Annotated in this window: 20 protein-coding genes; 16 read left to right on the top strand and 4 right to left on the bottom strand. The window is 64.3% G+C overall.

Annotation, left to right across the window (positions count from 1 at the left end):
• Positions 1-558: 558 nt before the first annotated feature.
• Complete coding sequence (mazG, locus tag ESZ60_RS08045; RefSeq protein ID WP_134680007.1) at positions 559-1398, bottom strand: nucleoside triphosphate pyrophosphohydrolase; 840 nt, start codon at positions 1396-1398, stop codon at positions 559-561.
• 189 nt (positions 1399-1587) lie between these two features.
• On the opposite strand from mazG, the gene yajC reads away from it, so the two are divergent.
• The 11 genes from yajC (at position 1588) to ESZ60_RS07990 (ending at position 9788) form a co-directional block, all read left to right on the top strand.
• Positions 1588-1917: a preprotein translocase subunit YajC gene (yajC, locus tag ESZ60_RS08040; RefSeq protein ID WP_134680005.1), complete on the top strand. Its 330-nt coding sequence runs from the start codon at positions 1588-1590 to the stop codon at positions 1915-1917.
• Positions 1918-1932: 15 nt separating this feature from the next.
• Positions 1933-3597, top strand: coding sequence for a protein translocase subunit SecD (gene secD / locus ESZ60_RS08035; protein ID WP_134680004.1), 1665 nt, complete (start codon positions 1933-1935; stop codon positions 3595-3597).
• Positions 3598-3609: 12 nt separating this feature from the next.
• Positions 3610-4596, top strand: a complete 987-nt coding sequence (gene secF, locus ESZ60_RS08030; protein ID WP_134680002.1) for a protein translocase subunit SecF — start codon at positions 3610-3612, stop codon at positions 4594-4596.
• A complete protein-coding gene (locus tag ESZ60_RS08025; RefSeq protein WP_134680000.1) occupies positions 4596-4952 on the top strand; it encodes an Mth938-like domain-containing protein in 357 nt (118 codons plus the stop codon). Before secF ends, ESZ60_RS08025 begins: the two co-directional genes overlap by 1 nt.
• Positions 4949-5581, top strand: a complete 633-nt coding sequence (gene ccmA, locus ESZ60_RS08020; protein WP_134679998.1) for a heme ABC exporter ATP-binding protein CcmA — start codon at positions 4949-4951, stop codon at positions 5579-5581. The genes ESZ60_RS08025 and ccmA overlap by 4 nt, the downstream gene beginning before the upstream one ends.
• Positions 5578-6234, top strand: coding sequence for a heme exporter protein CcmB (gene ccmB, locus ESZ60_RS08015; protein WP_134679996.1), 657 nt, complete (start codon positions 5578-5580; stop codon positions 6232-6234). The genes ccmA and ccmB overlap by 4 nt, the downstream gene beginning before the upstream one ends.
• 51 nt (positions 6235-6285) lie before the next feature.
• On the top strand, positions 6286-7011 hold the full coding sequence (locus tag ESZ60_RS08010; RefSeq protein WP_134680142.1) for a heme ABC transporter permease: 726 nt from the start codon (positions 6286-6288) through the stop codon (positions 7009-7011).
• Positions 7008-7151, top strand: coding sequence for a heme exporter protein CcmD (gene ccmD / locus ESZ60_RS08005; protein WP_134679995.1), 144 nt, complete (start codon positions 7008-7010; stop codon positions 7149-7151). The genes ESZ60_RS08010 and ccmD overlap by 4 nt, the downstream gene beginning before the upstream one ends.
• Positions 7144-7683, top strand: a complete 540-nt coding sequence (locus ESZ60_RS08000; RefSeq protein WP_245155618.1) for a DsbE family thiol:disulfide interchange protein — start codon at positions 7144-7146, stop codon at positions 7681-7683. Before ccmD ends, ESZ60_RS08000 begins: the two co-directional genes overlap by 8 nt.
• A gap of 66 nt (positions 7684-7749) precedes the next feature.
• Positions 7750-8856, top strand: coding sequence for a histidinol-phosphate transaminase (gene hisC / locus ESZ60_RS07995; protein WP_134679991.1), 1107 nt, complete (start codon positions 7750-7752; stop codon positions 8854-8856).
• Entirely contained in the window at positions 8853-9788 is a 936-nt protein-coding gene (locus ESZ60_RS07990) for a prephenate/arogenate dehydrogenase family protein (RefSeq protein ID WP_134679989.1), read from the top strand. The genes hisC and ESZ60_RS07990 overlap by 4 nt, the downstream gene beginning before the upstream one ends.
• Before the next feature lie 46 nt (positions 9789-9834).
• On the opposite strand, the gene ESZ60_RS07985 is transcribed toward ESZ60_RS07990, so the two are convergent.
• Positions 9835-10860 (bottom strand): DUF2125 domain-containing protein, encoded by a 1026-nt coding sequence (locus ESZ60_RS07985; protein ID WP_134679988.1) that lies wholly within the window; start codon positions 10858-10860, stop codon positions 9835-9837.
• A gap of 91 nt (positions 10861-10951) precedes the next feature.
• On the opposite strand from ESZ60_RS07985, the gene ESZ60_RS07980 reads away from it, so the two are divergent.
• From ESZ60_RS07980 to ESZ60_RS07970, 3 genes are all read left to right on the top strand, one after another.
• On the top strand, positions 10952-11521 hold the full coding sequence (locus ESZ60_RS07980; protein WP_280633996.1) for a gamma-glutamylcyclotransferase: 570 nt from the start codon (positions 10952-10954) through the stop codon (positions 11519-11521).
• A gap of 86 nt (positions 11522-11607) precedes the next feature.
• The gene (locus ESZ60_RS21775; protein WP_342365231.1) at positions 11608-13263 is read left to right on the top strand and encodes a hypothetical protein; all 1656 of its coding nucleotides are present in this window, start codon (positions 11608-11610) and stop codon (positions 13261-13263) included.
• The gene (locus ESZ60_RS07970) at positions 13253-14665 is read left to right on the top strand and encodes a peptidoglycan -binding protein (protein ID WP_134679987.1); all 1413 of its coding nucleotides are present in this window, start codon (positions 13253-13255) and stop codon (positions 14663-14665) included. The genes ESZ60_RS21775 and ESZ60_RS07970 overlap by 11 nt, the downstream gene beginning before the upstream one ends.
• On the opposite strand, the gene ESZ60_RS07965 is transcribed toward ESZ60_RS07970, so the two are convergent.
• Both ESZ60_RS07965 and ESZ60_RS07960 read right to left on the bottom strand, forming a co-directional pair.
• Positions 14662-15651 (bottom strand): glycosyltransferase family 8 protein, encoded by a 990-nt coding sequence (locus ESZ60_RS07965; protein WP_134679986.1) that lies wholly within the window; start codon positions 15649-15651, stop codon positions 14662-14664. The genes ESZ60_RS07970 and ESZ60_RS07965 overlap by 4 nt on opposite strands.
• Positions 15652-15727: 76 nt before the next feature.
• Positions 15728-16279, bottom strand: a complete 552-nt coding sequence (locus ESZ60_RS07960) for a LabA-like NYN domain-containing protein (protein WP_134679984.1) — start codon at positions 16277-16279, stop codon at positions 15728-15730.
• Positions 16280-16291: 12 nt separating this feature from the next.
• Here ESZ60_RS07960 and folK point away from each other — a divergent pair, with 12 nt between their 5' ends.
• On the top strand, positions 16292-16885 hold the full coding sequence (gene folK, locus ESZ60_RS07955; RefSeq protein WP_134679982.1) for a 2-amino-4-hydroxy-6-hydroxymethyldihydropteridine diphosphokinase: 594 nt from the start codon (positions 16292-16294) through the stop codon (positions 16883-16885).
• A 68-nt stretch (positions 16886-16953) separates the two neighbouring features.
• A complete protein-coding gene (gene rpoZ, locus ESZ60_RS07950) occupies positions 16954-17310 on the top strand; it encodes a DNA-directed RNA polymerase subunit omega (protein WP_134679980.1) in 357 nt (118 codons plus the stop codon).
• The last annotated feature ends 9 nt before the right edge of the window (positions 17311-17319 follow it).

Raw genomic sequence — 17319 nt, 5'->3', positions numbered from 1 at the left:
TTTTCATGAGCGTCGGTCACATCAATGCCTCCGCGGCTCAGCGAAGAATCGATGTGTGACCCTGAGAAATTCCGTTCGGTGGCGGCAGGGAACAGAAAAGGCCCTAGGCAAAGTCGCCAGCCGCCGACTTGGACCGAAGGGAGCGCAGATGCGACAGCGTCCCATCGCCATCGAAACGCCCGTTTTGTCATCAATTATGAGGCGAATGTTTACCAGCGCGGACCGCGTTCCCACGCTGCGGCAATCCATCCAGAGCGTCCTATGGCCAATCGCGCCATATCTTTGCGGAGGGTGGCGATGCCGTTCCAAAGTTGAACGCAATATGCCCGGCGCGACCGCAAGACTGCGCGGTCCGCGCGAGACCTGCTGCGCATCGCGAGGTCCCCGAAAAACAAGTGATCTGCGCGCCCGGCCGCAATCTCGCGGCCATATAGACCGCACCAAGATCATGCGTCGCAATTCGAAAAGGCCGGCGGCGCGCCGCTAACCGTGACGGAAGAGCGTTTTTTCCCGCCGCAAACCTCATCTTCAGGACAGGAGTAGTGATCCCTCTTGAGCCTAGGCCCGCTCGGCCGCCTTGGCCCTGTCCCAGAGCGCATCCATCTCGGCCAGGTCGCTATCCTCGGGACGGCGACCCTGCGCGGCGAGTTCCGCCTCGATCGCGCGGAAGCGGCGGGTGAATTTGGCGTTGGCCAGACGCAGCGCCTCTTCGGGGTCGATATTCAGATGGCGGGCCAGATTCGCCATGACGAACATCAGGTCGCCGAATTCCTCGACCTGATGCGCGTGATCGGTGCTGTCGCGCGCTTCGACCAGTTCGGCGGCCTCTTCCTGAATCTTCGCAAGGACATCCTCGGGGCCGGGCCAGTCGAAGCCCACCCGCGCGGCACGATTCTGCAGCTTCACCGCCCGGGTCAGGGCGGGCAGGCCAAGCGCCACGCCGTCGAGGACGCCCTTTTCGGCTTTGGCGGCGCGTTCGCGGGCCTTGATCGCTTCCCAATCCTTGATCTGCTGCTCGGCGGATTTGTCGCGGGATTCGTCGCCAAAGATATGCGGGTGACGATCGACCATCTTTTCGGTGATGCTGCTCACCACGTCGCCAAAGGCGAATTTTCCGGCCTCTTCCGCCATTTGGGCGTGAAAGACCACCTGCAGCAGCAGATCGCCCAATTCGCCAGGAAGCTCGTCCCAGGCCTCGCGCGCGATGGCATCGGCAACCTCATGGGCCTCTTCGATCGTATAGGGCGCGATCGAGGCGAAATCCTGTTCGATATCCCAAGGGCAGCCGGTCTTGGGATCGCGCAGCGCCGCCATGATCGCCAGAAGCTTCGGAATGCCGGTCTCATCGGCCAGGGTGGGGCGTTCGACCAGCGCGGGGTGCAATGCATCATTTGCCATGATCCGGCCTTCCTTGGGTGGTTTTTCCTGACCTGCCACAGCTGTCTTCGCATGTCCACGGCAGGCGTTGGGGCATGTTGGCGCAGATGTCATGCCGCGCTTTCTTGCCATCCCCCCGGCACGCGGCTACGGTGCGCGCCAATTCCGCCGGGGGATCTCCCGGAGAATGACAAAGAAAGGGATCAACCCATGTTCGTGACCCCCGCCTATGCTCAGGCCGCCGCCCCCTCGGGCGCCGCCAGCATTGCATCCTTCCTGCCGCTCATCCTGATCTTCGTGATCATGTATTTCCTGATGATCCGGCCGCAGCAAAAGCGCATGAAGGAACATCGCGCCATGGTCGAGGCGGTCAAGAAGGGCGACGAGGTCATCACCCAGGGCGGGCTGATCGGCAAGGTCACCGCCGTGCGCGACAATGAACTGGAAGTCGAGATCGCGCCTGGCGTCAAGACCCGCGTGGTCCGCGCGACCATCACCGGCGTCGTGAACAAGACCGCTCCGGTCGTTGCGAATAGCTGAGCCGCCTGAGCCGACATGCTTCAGATCCCCGCCTGGAAACGAGTGCTGATCCTGGGGCTGATCGCCCTCGGACTGCTCTTCGCTGCCCCGAACCTGTTCTATAACCGGGTCGAGCAGCATAATGATGCCATCACCAAGATGGAGCGCACGGGTGTCGAGACGCCCGAGGATCTTGCCGCGAAATCGGGCTGGCCGGATTGGCTGCCCTCGGGGCTGGTCAATCTGGGTCTCGACCTGCGCGGAGGTGCGCATCTTCTGGGCGAGGTCCATGTGGCCGATGTCTATAAGGCGCGGATGGACAGCCTGTGGCCGGAACTGCGCGACGCCCTTGTCGCACAGCGCGGGACCATCGGCGCGGTCCGCCGCGTCACCGCGCCCGAGGGCCAGCTGATCGTCGAGATCGCCAATGCCGACCAGATCGCCAAGGCGGTCGAGATCGCGCGCGGCTTGGCGACGCCGGTCGCCTCGATCAGCGGCGCGGGCTCGACGGATCTGGACATCAAGGGCGCGGGCAACCGGCTGACCGTTCAGTTGTCGGATGCGGAGAAAGCCGCGACCGATGACCGCACCGTTCAGCAATCGCTGGAAATCATTCGCCGCCGTATCGACGAGGTCGGCACGCGCGAACCCACGATCATGCGCCAAGGCGCGGATCGCATCCTGATTCAGGTTCCGGGCATCGGCTCGGCCGAGGAACTGAAGAAGCTGATCGGCACGACCGCCAAGCTGACCTTCAACCCAGTCGTGACCCGCGGCACGGATGCCAATGCCCGCGTCTCGGCGGGGCAGGTGGTTCTGCCCTCGATGGATGAGCCGGGCGTCTATTACACGCTCGAAGAATCCCCCGTCGTCACCGGCGAGGATCTGACCGATGCGCGGCCGAGCTTCGACCAGAACGGCCAGCCTTCCGTCGATTTCCGCTTCGGCCCTGCGGGCGCGAAGCGCTTCGGGGCCTATACCTCGTCGAATATCGGCCAGCCCTTCGCCATCGTTCTCGACAATCAGGTGATTTCCGCCCCGGTCATCCGGCAGGCGATCACCACCGGTTCGGGGCAGATCTCGGGCTCGATGGATGTTGAAAGCTCGACCCGGCTTTCGGTCCTGCTGCGCGCAGGTGCGCTTCCCGCCGAGATGACCTTCCTTGAGGAACGCACCATCGGTCCGGAACTTGGGCAGGATTCGATCGAAGCGGGCCGACTTTCGGCGATCATCGCGACCGTCGCGGTCGTGGCCTATATGATCGCGAGCTATGGTCTGTTCGGGGTCTTTGCTGCGGTCGCGGTCATCACCAACGTGATCCTTATCCTGTCGATCATGTCGATGATGGGGGCGACGCTGACGCTGCCGGGCATTGCCGGGATCGTGCTGACCGTCGGCACGGCGGTGGATGCGAACGTCATCATCTATGAGCGTATCCGCGAAGAGTTGCGCCGCGGCAAACGTGTCGCCAAGGCCATCGACGACGGTTTCAACGAAGCCATGTCGGCCATCATTGACGCCAATGTGACGACCTTTATCGCCGCCATGGTCATGTTCTTCCTTGGCTCGGGTCCGGTGAAGGGTTTCGCGGTGACGCTGACCATCGGTCTGGTGACCTCGGTCTTTACGGCGATCTTCCTGACGCGACTGCTGATCGTGCTGTGGCTCGATTTGCGCAAACCCAAAGAACTGGTTCTGTAAGGGGACGGGCATATGGCATTTCGTCTGAAACTGGTCCCCGACGAGACCAAGATCAACTTCTTCAGCCTGCAATGGCTGACCTTCGGGATCTCGGCCGCGGCCATGCTGGGCTCGATCATCGTCATTGCGGTGATGGGGCTGAATTTCGGCATCGACTTCAAGGGCGGCACGACGATCCGCACGGAAAGTGCGACCGCCTTCGAGGTCGGCGATTACCGGCAGGCGCTGGACGGGCTGGATCTGGGCGATGTCTCGATCACCGAGGTCTTCGATCCGACCTTCGGCGAGGACAAGCATGTCGCCATGATCCGCATCGGCACCACGGACGAGACCGGATCGGTCACGCCCGAGGAGTTGAACCGGGTCGAAGCCGCGCTGAAAGAGGTCGATCCGCAGGTCAGCTTTGCCGCCGTGGAATCGGTCGGCCCGAAAGTCTCGGGCGAGCTGATCAAGACCGCCTTCTATGCCGTGGGCGCGGCAACCATCGCGATCATGTTCTACATCTGGCTGCGCTTCGAATGGCAATTCGCCATCGGCGCCGTGGTCTCGATCTTCCATGACGTGCTGCTGACGGTTGGGATCTTCTCGCTGTTCCAGCTGAAATTCGACCTGACCACCATCGCGGCGCTGCTGACGACGCTGGGCTATTCGGTCAACGATACCGTCGTGGTCTTTGACCGGCTGCGCGAGAACCTGATCAAGTTCAAGACCATGCCGCTGGTCGACGTGATGAACCTGACGGTGAACGAGACGCTTTCGCGCACCGTGATGACCGCCGTCACCACCGCGCTGGCGCTGACGGCGATGTATGTCTTTGGCGGCGACGTGATCCGCGGCTTCGTCTTTGCCATGCTTTGGGGCGTGTTCGTGGGCGCTTATTCGACGGTCTATGTCGCGAAGAATATCGTGCTGTGGCTCGGCGTGAAGCGCGACTGGTCGAAGCCCGATCCGAAAGAGGTCAAGGACGAGATCCCCGCCGCCTTCCGGGACGCGCCCTGATGTCGACGATGACCCCCACCGAGTTCTCGGGCGTCGTCCCGATCGACGGCTATGGCCCCGGTTTCTTCCGGGTCGGCGGCAAGGTCTATCGCGGCGCGATCATTGTCACCCCCGAGGGCGTGCAGGAATGGCGCGGGTTTGACGACCGCGCGCCGCTTCTGGCGCTGGCCGGGCAGATCGACGTCCTTTTCTTTGGCATGGGCGCGGATGTCGCCTTCCCGCCCAAGGACCTGACCGCCGCGCTGGAGGCTTCGGGCGTCATGGCCGAGCCGATGAATTCGGCCTCGGCGGCGCGCAGCTACAATGTCACGCTGTCCGAAGGCCGTCGCGTGGCCTGCGCGCTTCTGCCGTTATGAGCCTGATCTCGGTCCGTGATCTGGCCGTCGTCCGCGGTGGCCTGCGCGTGATCGAGGGCTTGGATTTCGACATTCCCGCCGGGCAGGCGCTGGTCCTGCGCGGCCCGAATGGCGCGGGCAAGACGACGCTTCTGCGGACATTGGCAGGGCTTCAGCCCGCCGTCGCGGGCGAGATCATCTGCCCGCCCGAGAGCATCGCTTATGCCGGACATGCCGATGGCCTGAAGCCCGCGCTGACGGTCGCAGAGAACCTGAGCTTCTGGTCGGCGGTCTTTGGCGGTCCCGGGAGCGGCCCGGCTTTGTCTGCGATGAACCTGACCGAACTTGCCGCGCGTCCCGCGCATACGCTTTCCGCCGGGCAGAAACGACGGCTGGGCCTTGCGCGGCTGATGGTGACCGGGCGCGCAGTCTGGTTGCTGGATGAGCCGACCGTGTCGCTTGATACAGCCTCGGTCGCGCTGTTTGCGGATATGCTGCGCGCCCATCTCGCCTCGGGCGGGGCGGCGCTGATCGCGACCCATATCGACCTTGGCCTAGCCGAGATATCGACGCTCGACCTGACGGCCTATCGCGCCCAACCGGGGCGCAAACCCGCGCGTCCCGCTGGCTTCAACGAGGCATTTGCATGAGGGCGCTTCTGTGGCGTGATCTTCGGCTGGCGGTCCGGGCCGGGGGCGGCTTCGGCCTTTCGCTTGCGTTTTTCCTGATCGTCTGCACGCTGGTGCCCTTTGGCGTGGGGGCCGGGGGCGGCCAACTTTCCCGCATCGCGCCGGGCATTCTCTGGGTCGGGGCGCTGCTCGCCTGCCTTCTGTCTCTCGATCGCATCTTCGCGCTCGACCACGAGGATGGCAGTCTCGATCTGCTCGCCACCGCGCCTTTGCCGCTGGAAGGCGTCGTTGCGATCAAGGCCTTGGCGCATTGGCTGGTGACCGGGCTGCCGCTGGTGGTCTTTTCGCCGCTTCTGGGGGTTCTCTTGCATCTGCCCGATGCGGCGCAGATCTGGTTGGTCCTGTCGCTGCTGATCGGCACGCCCGCGCTGTCGATGCTGGGCGCATTCGGCGCGGCGATCACGGTCGGGCTGCGGCGTGGCGGGTTGCTGATGTCGCTTCTGGTCCTGCCTCTTTACGTGCCGACGCTGATTTTCGGGGCCGAGATGGTGCGTCGCGGCGCAATCGGGCTTGATGTCACGACGCCGCTGGTCTTTCTCGCGGGGATCACACTTGCCACGCTGGCGCTGGTGCCCTTTGCTGCGGCTGCCGCCCTGCGGGTCAATCTGAGATAGGAAGCGGCCAGCCCGGTGACCACATTCACCGGACAGGCAAGGGGAGAAATGATGTCAATCTGGGAATATGCCAATCCCGTCAAGTTCTTGCGCACATCCGGCACGGTCCTGCCTTGGATCGTGGCGGGGGCCGCGCTCTGCACCATCGGCGGGCTGGTCTGGGGCTTTCTCACGCCGGATGACTACCGCCAAGGTTCGACCGTCAAGATCGTCTTCCTGCATGTGCCCGCCGCGCTCATGGCGATCAATGCTTGGCTGATGATGCTGGTGGCATCGCTGATCTGGCTGATCCGCCGTCACCATGTCAGCGCGCTTGCCGCCAAGGCAGCCGCCCCGGTCGGCGCGGTGATGACGTTGATCGCGCTGATCACCGGCGCGATCTGGGGCCAGCCGATGTGGGGGACATGGTGGGAATGGGATCCGCGTCTGACCTCTTTCCTCGTGCTGTTCCTGTTCTATCTCGGCTATATGGCGCTCTGGGAGGCGATCGAGGATCCCGACAGCGCCGCCGACCTGACGGGGCTTCTGTGCCTCGTCGGCTCGGTCTTTGCGCTGCTGTCGCGCTATGCGGTGAATTTCTGGAACCAGGGCCTGCATCAGGGCGCATCGCTTTCCGTCGCCCCCGGCGAGCGCATGTCCGCAATCTATCGCTATCCGCTTTACCTCTCGATGCTGGGCTTCTTCCTGCTGTTTCTGGCGCTGGTGCTGATCCGCACCCGCACCGAGATCCGCCGCCGCCGCCTCGCGGCCCTTCTCGCACGGGAGCATCGCGCATGATCGAGCTTGGCAAATATGCGCAAACCGTGCTCTCGGCCTATGGCATCAGCCTGGCGCTGCTGGCGGCGATCATCTGGCAGACCCTGCGCGCCAATGCCCGCGCCCGTCGCGAACTCGAGGAGCATGAATCCCGTGGCTAAGTTTTCCCCGCTGGTCGCCCTGCCGCCGCTGGCCTTTGCCGCTTTGGCGTTGACCTTCTTTTTCGGAATGCAGCGCGAAAATCCCGGCGATCTGCCTTCGGCGCTGATCGGGCGTGACGCGCCTGCGGTCGGGCAGGAGACGCTGCCGGGCAAGACCCAACTGACCGCCGAAATGCTGCGCGAACCGGGGGTGAAGCTGGTGAATTTCTGGGCGAGCTGGTGCCCGCCCTGCCGGGCCGAGCATCCGACCCTGACCGAACTCGCCAAGGAAATCCCGGTCTATGGCATCGATCTCAAGGACCCAGAGGCCAATGCCACCGCCTTCCTGGCCGAGCATGGCGACCCGTTCAAGGCGTTGGCCAGTGATCCGCGCGGCCGCATCGCCATCGACTGGGGCGTGACCGCGCCGCCCGAGACCTTTATCATCGACGGCGAGGGGCGCATCCTTTACCGCCATGTCGGACCCTTGATCCGCGAGGATTACACCAACCGCTTCCTGCCGCAGCTGGAAAAGGCCCGCGCCGCCGAATAGCGCCCGTGTCATCTTTCCAAGCCGGGCGGCGACGGCTAAGACAAGCGGGCTTGCAAGAGGCCAGACATGTCGCAGAACCAAACGACCATCGCTCCGCAACCCGGGATCATGGAGATTTCGCTCTATCAGGGCGGCGCAGCCAAGGTCGCCGGAATTGATAACGCGGTGAAACTGTCATCGAACGAAAACCCCTTCGGCCCTTCGGACAAGGCGCGCGAGGCGGTGATGCGTTCGGCCCATACGCTGCATCGCTATCCCAATACCGACCATGCCGGGCTGCGGGCCACGATCGGTGAGGTGCATGGCCTCGATCCCAACCGCATCATCTGCGGCGTGGGCTCGGATGAAATCATCCATTTCCTGTGTCAGGCCTATGCCGGGCCGGGAACCGAGGTCCTGTTCACCGAGCATGGCTTTCTGATGTATCGCATCTCGGCCCATGCGGCGGGCGCGACGCCGGTCGAGGTCGCCGAGCGCGACCGCGTCACCGATATCGACGCGCTGATTGCAGGCGCGACCGAGCGCACGCGTCTGGTCTTTGTCGCCAATCCGAACAACCCGACCGGCACCATGGTCGGACTGCCGGAACTTGAGCGCCTCGCCCGCGCCGTTCCGCAGGCGATCATCGTCGTCGATGCCGCCTATGCCGAATATGTAGAGGATTACGATGGCGGGGCGGACCTCGCGACGCGCCTGCCCAATGTCTTCATGACCCGCACTTTCTCGAAAATCTACGGATTGGGGGGCCTGCGCATCGGTTGGGGCTATGGCCCGCGCGAGATCATCGACGTGCTGAACCGGATCCGCGGTCCTTTCAACCTGTCCTCGACCGCGCTCGATGCCGCCGAAGCCGCGATGCGCGACCGTGACCATGTCGCGCGCTGCCAGCATGAAAATGCCCGGATGCGGGCATGGCTGGCCGAGGCTCTGGCCGAAAAAGGCGTGCCCTCTGACACGTCATGCGCGAATTTCATCCTCGCGCGCTTCGCCAGCCCCGAGATCGCCAATGCCTGCGACGAGGCGCTGAAGGCCCAGGGCCTGATCGTGCGCCTCGTGGCGGGCTACGGCTTGCCGAATTGCCTGCGCATCACCGTGGGCGACGAGGCCTCATGCCGGCGCGTCGCCCATGTCATCGGCCAGTTCATGGCCGAGCGCGCGGGTAGCGAGGCATGAGCGTGATCTATGACCGTGTCGCGCTGATCGGGCTTGGGTTGATCGCGGGCTCGATGGCTCTGGCCATGCGCGAAGTGGGTCTGGCGCGTGAGATCGTCGGCCATGCCCGCAGCAGCGAGACCCGCGCCACCGCGCTGGAGATCGGATTGGTGGACCGGGTCTGCGAGACCGCCGCTGAGGCGGTTCGGGACGCAGACCTTGTTGTGCTGGCGGTTCCGGTCGGTGCGATGGCCGCCGTCGCGGCCGAGATCGCGCCCCATCTGAAGCCCGGCGCGACGGTCACGGATGTCGGATCGGTCAAGCAGGCGGTGGTCACGGCCGTCGCCCCGCATTTGCCCGAAGGCGTCCATTTCATTCCCGGCCACCCCCTCGCCGGAACCGAACATTCCGGTCCAAGATCCGGTTTTGCCTCGCTTTTCAAGAACCGCTGGTGGCTCTTCACGCCCGAGGAGCACGCCGATTCCGACGCGGTTGCTCGCATCGAAACGCTGGTCCAGGGCTTTGGTGCCAAGACCGAGCGGATGGATGCCGCGCATCATGACCTGGTCCTTGCCGTGACCAGCCATACGCCGCATCTGATCGCCTATACGATGGTGGGCGTGGCCGATCACCTCAAGCGCGTCACCGAAAGCGAAGTGGTGCAATATTCCGCCGCCGGGTTCAGGGACTTCACCCGGATCGCGGCCTCGGACCCGACCATGTGGCGTGATGTGTTCCTGCAGAACAAAGAGGCAGTGCTCGACATTCTCGGCCGCTTCACCGAAGAGCTTTTCGTCTTGCAGCGCGCGATTCGGATGGGCGACGGGGATCACCTCTTTGACTATTTCACCCGGACCAGAGCGATCCGGCGTGGCATTATCGAGGCCGGGCAGGACACTGCCGCCCCAGATTTCGGGCGCAACCAGCGCAGCGCGGAAAAGGCCCGGATCTGAACCGACTCCGAACTGCGCCTTTGCACGGCGTCTGGTCGCCCCGCCGTCAGGGACGCAGCAGCGGGGCCGGGCCGAGCGGTATCGGTCCCAGCGCCGTCTTGCCATCCGCGAAACTCACCGGCAGGCGCAGCTCACCGGGCTGGGCGGCGGGGTAGGGTCCGTCCGGCCCATCCGGAAGCGGCAGTTTCGAGAGCGCGCCGACCATGCCCTGTCCCAGCAGCAGCGCCGCCTTGGGGATCAGACCCGCGTCACTGGCCGAGCGCAGAAGCTCAACGATATCAGCAGTGTAAAGCGCAAGAGCGCCCATGGCGCGACCCGTGGAATCGGCTTCGAGGCGTCCGATCAGATTGGCGCCGATCGGTCCGCTTTGCAGCGTGACACGATCAAGCCGCAGCCCGGTCGGAAAGGGCGTCGGAACCTGCTGCAAGGCGCGCGCGGTCGGCAGCGCATCAAGCCAGACCCGCAGCGCCGCATCCAGCGCCAGCGGCTGCAACCGCGCCATATCCGAGGGCAGCCCTGTCAGTTGCGCCAAAGCGCCCGGCTGGATCTCGGCAAGCTTCAGATCAAGGTCATAGGCCGCCGCACTGGCTCTGGGCGCCGTCGTTTCGGTCGGGGAGACCACGGCGATGAGGGAAAGCGGCCCGGTGAAGTCCTGGTCCTCGAGCCGGAGCGCGCCGGTGGTGACCGCAAGCCTGTCCGGGGCAAAGCCGCGCAGCGGCATCACCGAAAGGCTCGCCTGCGGATCGACCAGCCCGATGCGATGCGGTCCCGCGCCCAGATCGGCGGTCACCGTGTCGCCCAGTCGCAGTCGCGCGGTCATGGGCGACAGGAGCGAGACCGAGATCTCGGCCGCATCCATCGCGATGCTGCCCGAGGGCGTCTCGATCCTTGGCGCGGTCAGCCGCGCACCGAGCCGCAGCGGATTGCCAAGGGGCGCGATCGCCTCGGCGGTGAAGCCGGTTCCGGCCTCGGCCATCTTGCCGAGTTCCCGCAGCAGGATGCGCTCTGCCCCGATGCGAAAGACGATCAGCAGGCCTGCGACAATGGCGATCAGGATGATGAATCTACGCAATCTTTCCTCGGACTTGTCCCGGACGACTTGGTGCGGCCCTCATCCTGTCCTAAGTCTGGTGCGAGAGAAAGCGCGAAAGGATGGCCAGAGCGTGACCGGGCCGCAACATTGGGTCTTTGCCTATGGTTCCCTGATGTGGGACCCGGGCTTTCGCGTCGCGGAATCGCGCGGCGCGAATCTGATGGGGTTTGCGCGCCGATTCTGCCTGCGCTCGATCCGCTATCGCGGAACGGAAGAATCCCCGGGGCTCGTGCTTGGCCTCGACGCGGATGCCGAGGCATCCTGCCATGGCATGGCGCTGCGGGTCGAACCCGAAGATTGGCCCGAGGCGCTCGAGGGGCTACGCCTGCGCGAGCTGACGACGAATGCCTATGAGGAACTGCTTTTGCCGGTGCGTCTGGATGACGGCCGCGAGGTCGAGGCCGTGGCCTATGTCATCCGCCGCGATCACGTCCAATATGCCGGCAGTCTGGAAATCGAGGAACAGGCCCATATCATCGCCCATGCGCATGGTGGCCGGGGGCCCAATGCCGATTACCTCTTCAACACGGTTTCTCACCTTGTGGGCATGGGGGTCACCGACCTCGATCTGGACGCCCTGACCCTGCGCGTGCGCCAGTTGCTGCCAATCCCCGAAGAAGGGCCTGATTCCGCGGATTAAACCTTTTGCGGCAAATGCTTTTCTGCCGCTTGCATCGTCGCGCCCGGCCTCTACACTCAGGTTGAATGCAGGAAAAGGGGGCGGGCTTGTCCCAGGCCGATAGCGATGACATGGGCGGTGCGCTTCCGTCCCGAGAAAATTCTCCGGCGAGCCGAAAGGAACGCGCCGAGCGGCTGACCGCCAATCGCGCCGCGCAGGCCCGTGGACGCCCGGCGGCCGAGCCCCATTTCTCGCAACCGGTCCGTCAGGTCGTCTTGATGCTGATCGTGCTGGGGCTGGTCGGGACCGGGGGCTGGTTCGCCTATGGCCGCATCCTGCCGGTGTTCTATGCCAATCCCTGGCTGAACGGCACGATCCTTGTCGTCTTTGCGCTGGGGGTTCTGACCTGTTTCTGGCAGGTCGCGCAGCTCATCAATTCGGTCAGCTGGATCGAGCGTTTCGCCGCCGGAAAACTGGGTTACGCACAGGCCGACATGGCCCCGGCGAATTCCGCGCCCCGTCTTCTGGCACCCCTTGCGGCCCTGCTTGGCGGCCGTGGCCCGGTCGGCACGACGATCTCGACGGAATCCTCGCGTTCGATCCTCGAATCCGTGGCCACCCGGATCGACGAGGCGCGCGACATCACGCGCTATCTGGCCAACCTGCTGATCTTTCTGGGCCTTCTGGGGACATTCTACGGTCTCGCGACGACCGTTCCCGCTATCGTCGAGACCATCCGCACCCTTGCGCCCGAACAAGGCGATACCGGGGTCGCGGTCTTTGACAAGCTGATGCATGGGCTCGAAACCCAGCTTGGCGGCATGGCGACGGCCTTTTCCAGTTCGCTTCTGGGACTTGCCGGATCGCTCGTGGTGGGGCTGCTCGATCTTTTTGCCAGCCACGGCCAGAACCGCTTTTATCGCGAACTCGAGGAATGGCTGTCCTCGTTCACGCGGATCGGCATGGCGGCGGGCGAATCCGGCCTGAACGAGACCCATCTGGCTGAATTCCTGATGGGTATGGGTGGGCAGCTTGGCGATCTGCAGGATTTCTACCATCGCCGCGACGAGTTGCGCGACCAGGAAGCGTCAGAGGCCGATGCCCGCTCTCTGGCGCTGGCGGGCGGGGTCGAGCGGCTGGTGGGCATGATCGGCTCGGACCGTGACGCGCTTGCCACCGAGCTTGCGGCCGAACGTCAGGCCCAGGCCGAAAGCCATCGTCGGCTCAGCGAAATTCTGGAACGGCTGAGCGATCAGCAGGAACGGCTGGTCGATGCCACGACCTCGGCCACCTCGGAAGGCGCGCGGCTGGAAAGCCTGATCGTCGCGCTGGACCGGGCCTTTGACCGTTTTACCGAAGGTCAGGACCAGCTTGTTTCGCTGGCGAGGACGGTGCCGGAAGTTCGGATGCCGGATGAGTTTTCGCAGGCGCTTGCCCGGATCACCGAGGGGCAGCAGCGTCTCGCGCTGATGGCGCAGCCCGCGTCCGAGCGCGAACAGGACGGCGCGCAGATCGCCGCGATTTCGCGCGCATTGACGCGGCTTGCCGAGGGACAGGAGCGGTTGATCGAACTGTCCGAGGCCAAGACCGTCGCGCATGACGACCCCGAGGCACGGATGCGGCTGCGCTCGATCGATGTGCAACTGGGCCGACTGGTCGAGGAATCCGCGAGCGGGCGCGACGGGCTCATTGCCGAATTGCGCGAGGATATGGCCGCCCTGACCCGCGCCATCCGCGCGCTGGAGGCGGGTCATGGGGCTTAGCCGAAAGGGCAATGAGCGTTTCTCGGCCAATATATGGCCGGGTTTCGTCGATGCCATGTCCACTTTGCTGCTGGTGCTGATCTTTGCCCTGACCATCTTCATGGTGCTGCAATCGGTGCTGCGCCAGCGCATCACGTCGCAGGACAGTGAATTGCAGCAATTGGGCGATCGCGTCGCCTCGCTCAGCAATGCGCTGTCGAGTTCCGAGCAGCAGGCGCAGGTGCTTGATCGTGACCTGGCGGCGGAACGCAGCCGTCTGGCGGCGTCTGAGGCCGCCGTGGCGCAGGCCAGGGGCGAGATCGACGCCCAGACAGAGGCCGCCCGGCTTGCAGCCGCGCGCCGCGAGGCGCTCGAGGCGCTGGTCGCCGACCTGCGGCAAGAGGCGCAGGACAAGACCGGCGAACTGGCCCAGACCCAGCAAAAACTGTCCGAGGCCGAGGCCGCCCGGCTTGTCGACGCCGCCGCTGCGAAGGCGTTGGAAGAGCGGCTGGGCAAATCCGACGCCGCACTGACCGCGACGACCTTGGCCCTGGACGCGGCGCGAAAACAGGCCGAGGAAACGCTGACCCTGCTGGCCGCGGCCGATGCCGCGAAAAAGGAACTGGGCGAGCAACTCGAGGCACAAGGCAGCGAGGCCGATCGTCAGGCGGGATTGCTCGCCTTGGCGCAACAGCAATTGTCGCAGCAAGAGGCGCTTTCGACCGAGGATCAGCGCCGGGTCGCCTTGCTCAACCAGCAGGTCGCACAATTGAACAACCAGCTTGGCAGCCTGCAATCGGTTCTGCAGGTGGCGGGCGAGGACAAGCGCGAGGCCGAGCTACAGGTCGAGGATCTGGGCCGACAGCTCAACGTCGCGTTGATCCGTGCCGCCGAAGAGGAGCGCAAGCGTCGCGGCCTTGAGGAAGAGGCCCGCAGCAAGGCCGAGGCCGAGGCCAAGGATCTGGCGCGCTACCGCTCGGAATTCTTTGGCCGGATCTCGCAGATCCTGGCGGGGCGCGAGGGCGTCAAGGTCGTGGGGGACCGTTTCGTTTTTTCCTCGGAAGTGCTGTTTCCTGCCGGAGAGGCGACACTTTCCCCCGAAGGCGAGGCCCAGATTGCCCGCGTGACCGAACAGCTCACGCAGATTTCTGGTCAAATCCCGCCGGAAATCGACTGGATCATCCGCGTGGATGGCCATACCGACAGCCAGCCTCTGTCGGGGCAGGGGCGCTACCGGGACAATTGGGAATTGAGCCAGGCCCGCGCCTTGTCGGTCGTGCGCCATATGGTGGATGATCTGGGCTTTCCCGCCAGCCGCCTGTTGCCCGCGGGATTCGCGGATACGCGTCCGGTCCTGAGCGGCACGGACCCGGCGGCGCTGGCCGCCAACCGCCGGATCGAATTGAAGCTGACCGAACGCTAGGCCCGCGGATCGACCATCGTATATTGGTCGGGAAAGCGGTTCAGATAGCGCAGCATCGGTCCCGCGGCGCGCCATTGCCGGAACAGCGCCCCGCGCAGCGCCGAGGCATCGGGCCATTGGCGATGGCGCGACTTGCGGACCTGCGGCGCCTCGGGGAAATGGTTGCGCAAGACACGCCCGAAAGCGTCGCGCATCCGCATCGGCACGATTCCCTGCGAGCTTTCGAGCCAGGGTTTGCGCGTGCCGATGAAATGGATCAGGCACGGATCCGCCATGCTGGTCAGATGCGCCGAGGCGCTGGTGAACTGCCAGTTCCAGAGCGGGCTGATCTCGGCCCATTCACCCTTGAGAATGCCGTTCATCAAGGCCTGATCTCGGCCCAGTCCCGCCAGATGCTTCCGGGCGAAATCGGCGGCCCGGGCGGGCAGATCCTGTTCCGCAAAGGCCTCGGTATCGACCATCACCACGCCGGCATTGAAATAGGGATGGGCCGGCTCGCCGAGTTTCTGGAATTCGCGCACCTTGCGATTGGGGCTGCGCCATTGGCGATTGTCGCGCACGGCCGCCACCGCCCGGCCCAGCATATCCGTCGCCATGAGCCGCGCCGGATCGCCGCGCTCATAGAGAATATCGGCATCGATCACCAGAATGCGGCGATAGTGGTGCCGCAGCGCATTGCCAAGGAAGAGTTCGGTATAGGTCGCAAGCGAGCGGCGGGCGTCAAGCGGCAGGGCCTCAAGCAAACCGTCATCGCGCGCAGCCACATGGCCGATCCCGGCCTGGGTCAGGAAATCGGGCAGATCGAGTCGTTCGGGACCGCCGATCAGCACGTCATGCGCGTGCCCCGCCGCAGCCAGGGCCAGCGCAGGAACCGCGGCATAGGGCAGGTAATTCGCATCGCAGGCGACGATGACCGCGAGATCCGATTTCGGACGGAAACCTGGACTGAATACCGGCGTCAGGGCCGGGCTTGCCGATGCGGACATAGAGGGACCATCTTGAGTTCGCTGCACTTTTTCTGTTTCTAGGAGAAGTGCTGCGCCTTGTCCAATCCAAGCTTGCCTAGGTTTCGCTGGGCGCAGGCTCGCGTGGGGGGCGACCGATCACCTCGCGCAGCGCATCCAGTTCGATGAAATTATCCGCCTGACGGCGCAACTCATCGGCAATCATCGGAGGCTGGCTGCGCATGGTGGACACCACCGAAACGCGAACGCCCTGACGTTGCAGGGCTTCGACCAGAGGCTTGAAATCGCCATCCCCCGAGAACAGGACGGCATGATCGAGCCGGGGCGCCAGTTCCATGGCGTTGACGACCAGTTCGACATCCATATTGCCCTTGACCTTGCGACGTCCCACCGCGTCGGTGTATTCCCGCGCCGGTTTCGTCACCATCGAGAAGCCGTTGTAATTCAGCCAGTCCACCAGCGGGCGGATCGGAGAGTAATCCTCGCTTTCCAGAAGCGCGGTATAATAGTAAGCCCGGATCAGCTTGCCACGACGCTCGAACTCTTGGCGCAAGAGTTTGTAGTCTATGTCGAAGCCCAACGATTTAGCAGCAGCGTAAAGATTCGATCCGTCTATAAACAACGCTAGCCGATCGTCCTTGTAAAACACGATTACCTCGACATGAATGAGAACACTTCAATTTCCGAAAAGTCCGCTCTTGTAGCAATCGGGGGGAACCTGCCCAGCATGGCAGGTAACCCCGAAGAAACCCTTCAACTTGCAACGCGGCAAATTGACCTTCGTTCCGGCATGCGCGTTGTTTCTGTCAGTCGATTCTGGCGCAGCCCGGCTTTTCCTCTCGGCAGTGGACCCGATTATGTAAACGCAGCGATCCAGTTGCAAACGGAATTGTCACCCGAGGGCCTACTGGCCGCTCTGCACGAGGTCGAAGCGGCGCTGGGGCGCAGGCGCGAGGGTGGGCGCTGGCAGTCGCGCGGCATCGATCTGGACCTGATCGCCTATGAGGATCTGGTGCGGCCGGATGCTGCAACCCAAGACGAATGGCGCGGGCTTTCCCTTGAACGTCAGGTGGTGGAAGCGCCCGAAACGCTGGTCCTGCCGCATCCGCGGATGCAGGATCGTGGCTTTGTCCTGCTGCCCCTGGCCGAGATTGCCCCAGGCTGGCGCCACCCGAGACTGGGGAAAACGGTGGCCGAGTTGCTTGCCGCCTTGCCTCCTGCCGCGAAGGCGGATATAGCGCCCCTAACTTCTTGACATTCCCGTGGCGAAGCGCGAAACATCCGGCTTCGCCCTGCACCCCGATTCCAAGCCAAAGGTGACCGATGGCCCGCGTGACAGTCGAAGATTGCGTCGACAAGGTTCCGAACCGTTTTGATCTCGTTATGCTCGCCGCGCATCGCGCCCGCGAGATCGCGTCCGGCAGCCAACTGACCATCGACCGCGACAATGACAAGAACCCCGTCGTGGCCTTGCGCGAGATTGCCGACGAGACCCAGCCCGTGGATGAGCTGCGCGAGCGCATGATCGAGGCGACTCAGACCCAGATCGAGGTCGACGAGCCCGAAGAGGACGCGATGGCGCTGCTTCTCGGTGCCGAGATCGACCGTCCCAAGCCGGCCGACGAGGAATCCGAAGAGCGGATGCTGCGCATGATGCTGGAAGCCCAGGGTCGCGGCTGAGGGCAGAGA

Origin of the sequence: Paracoccus ravus (genome assembly GCF_004522175.1) — a bacterium.
GTDB classification, from domain to species: Bacteria; Pseudomonadota; Alphaproteobacteria; order Rhodobacterales; family Rhodobacteraceae; genus Paracoccus; species Paracoccus ravus.
Note: the sequence above shows the minus strand (reverse complement) of the source record. Positions and strands in the feature narration are given on the sequence as shown.

What these genes read in the sequence shown, in the direction of transcription:
- ccmA (WP_134679998.1), top strand. Translation starts at nt 4,949, where the DNA reads ATGAGCCTGATCTCGGTCCGTGATCTGGCCGTCGTCCGCGGTGGCCTG.
- ESZ60_RS08025 (WP_134680000.1), top strand. Translation starts at nt 4,596, where the DNA reads ATGTCGACGATGACCCCCACCGAGTTCTCGGGCGTCGTCCCGATCGAC.
- folK (WP_134679982.1), top strand. Translation starts at nt 16,292, where the DNA reads ATGAATGAGAACACTTCAATTTCCGAAAAGTCCGCTCTTGTAGCAATC.
- mazG (WP_134680007.1), bottom strand. Translation starts at nt 1,398, where the DNA reads ATGGCAAATGATGCATTGCACCCCGCGCTGGTCGAACGCCCCACCCTG.
- secD (WP_134680004.1), top strand. Translation starts at nt 1,933, where the DNA reads ATGCTTCAGATCCCCGCCTGGAAACGAGTGCTGATCCTGGGGCTGATC.
- ESZ60_RS07970 (WP_134679987.1), top strand. Translation starts at nt 13,253, where the DNA reads ATGGGGCTTAGCCGAAAGGGCAATGAGCGTTTCTCGGCCAATATATGG.
- ESZ60_RS08010 (WP_134680142.1), top strand. Translation starts at nt 6,286, where the DNA reads ATGTCAATCTGGGAATATGCCAATCCCGTCAAGTTCTTGCGCACATCC.
- ccmB (WP_134679996.1), top strand. Translation starts at nt 5,578, where the DNA reads ATGAGGGCGCTTCTGTGGCGTGATCTTCGGCTGGCGGTCCGGGCCGGG.
- yajC (WP_134680005.1), top strand. Translation starts at nt 1,588, where the DNA reads ATGTTCGTGACCCCCGCCTATGCTCAGGCCGCCGCCCCCTCGGGCGCC.
- hisC (WP_134679991.1), top strand. Translation starts at nt 7,750, where the DNA reads ATGTCGCAGAACCAAACGACCATCGCTCCGCAACCCGGGATCATGGAG.
- secF (WP_134680002.1), top strand. Translation starts at nt 3,610, where the DNA reads ATGGCATTTCGTCTGAAACTGGTCCCCGACGAGACCAAGATCAACTTC.
- ccmD (WP_134679995.1), top strand. Translation starts at nt 7,008, where the DNA reads ATGATCGAGCTTGGCAAATATGCGCAAACCGTGCTCTCGGCCTATGGC.
- ESZ60_RS07990 (WP_134679989.1), top strand. Translation starts at nt 8,853, where the DNA reads ATGAGCGTGATCTATGACCGTGTCGCGCTGATCGGGCTTGGGTTGATC.
- rpoZ (WP_134679980.1), top strand. Translation starts at nt 16,954, where the DNA reads ATGGCCCGCGTGACAGTCGAAGATTGCGTCGACAAGGTTCCGAACCGT.
- ESZ60_RS07965 (WP_134679986.1), bottom strand. Translation starts at nt 15,651, where the DNA reads ATGTCCGCATCGGCAAGCCCGGCCCTGACGCCGGTATTCAGTCCAGGT.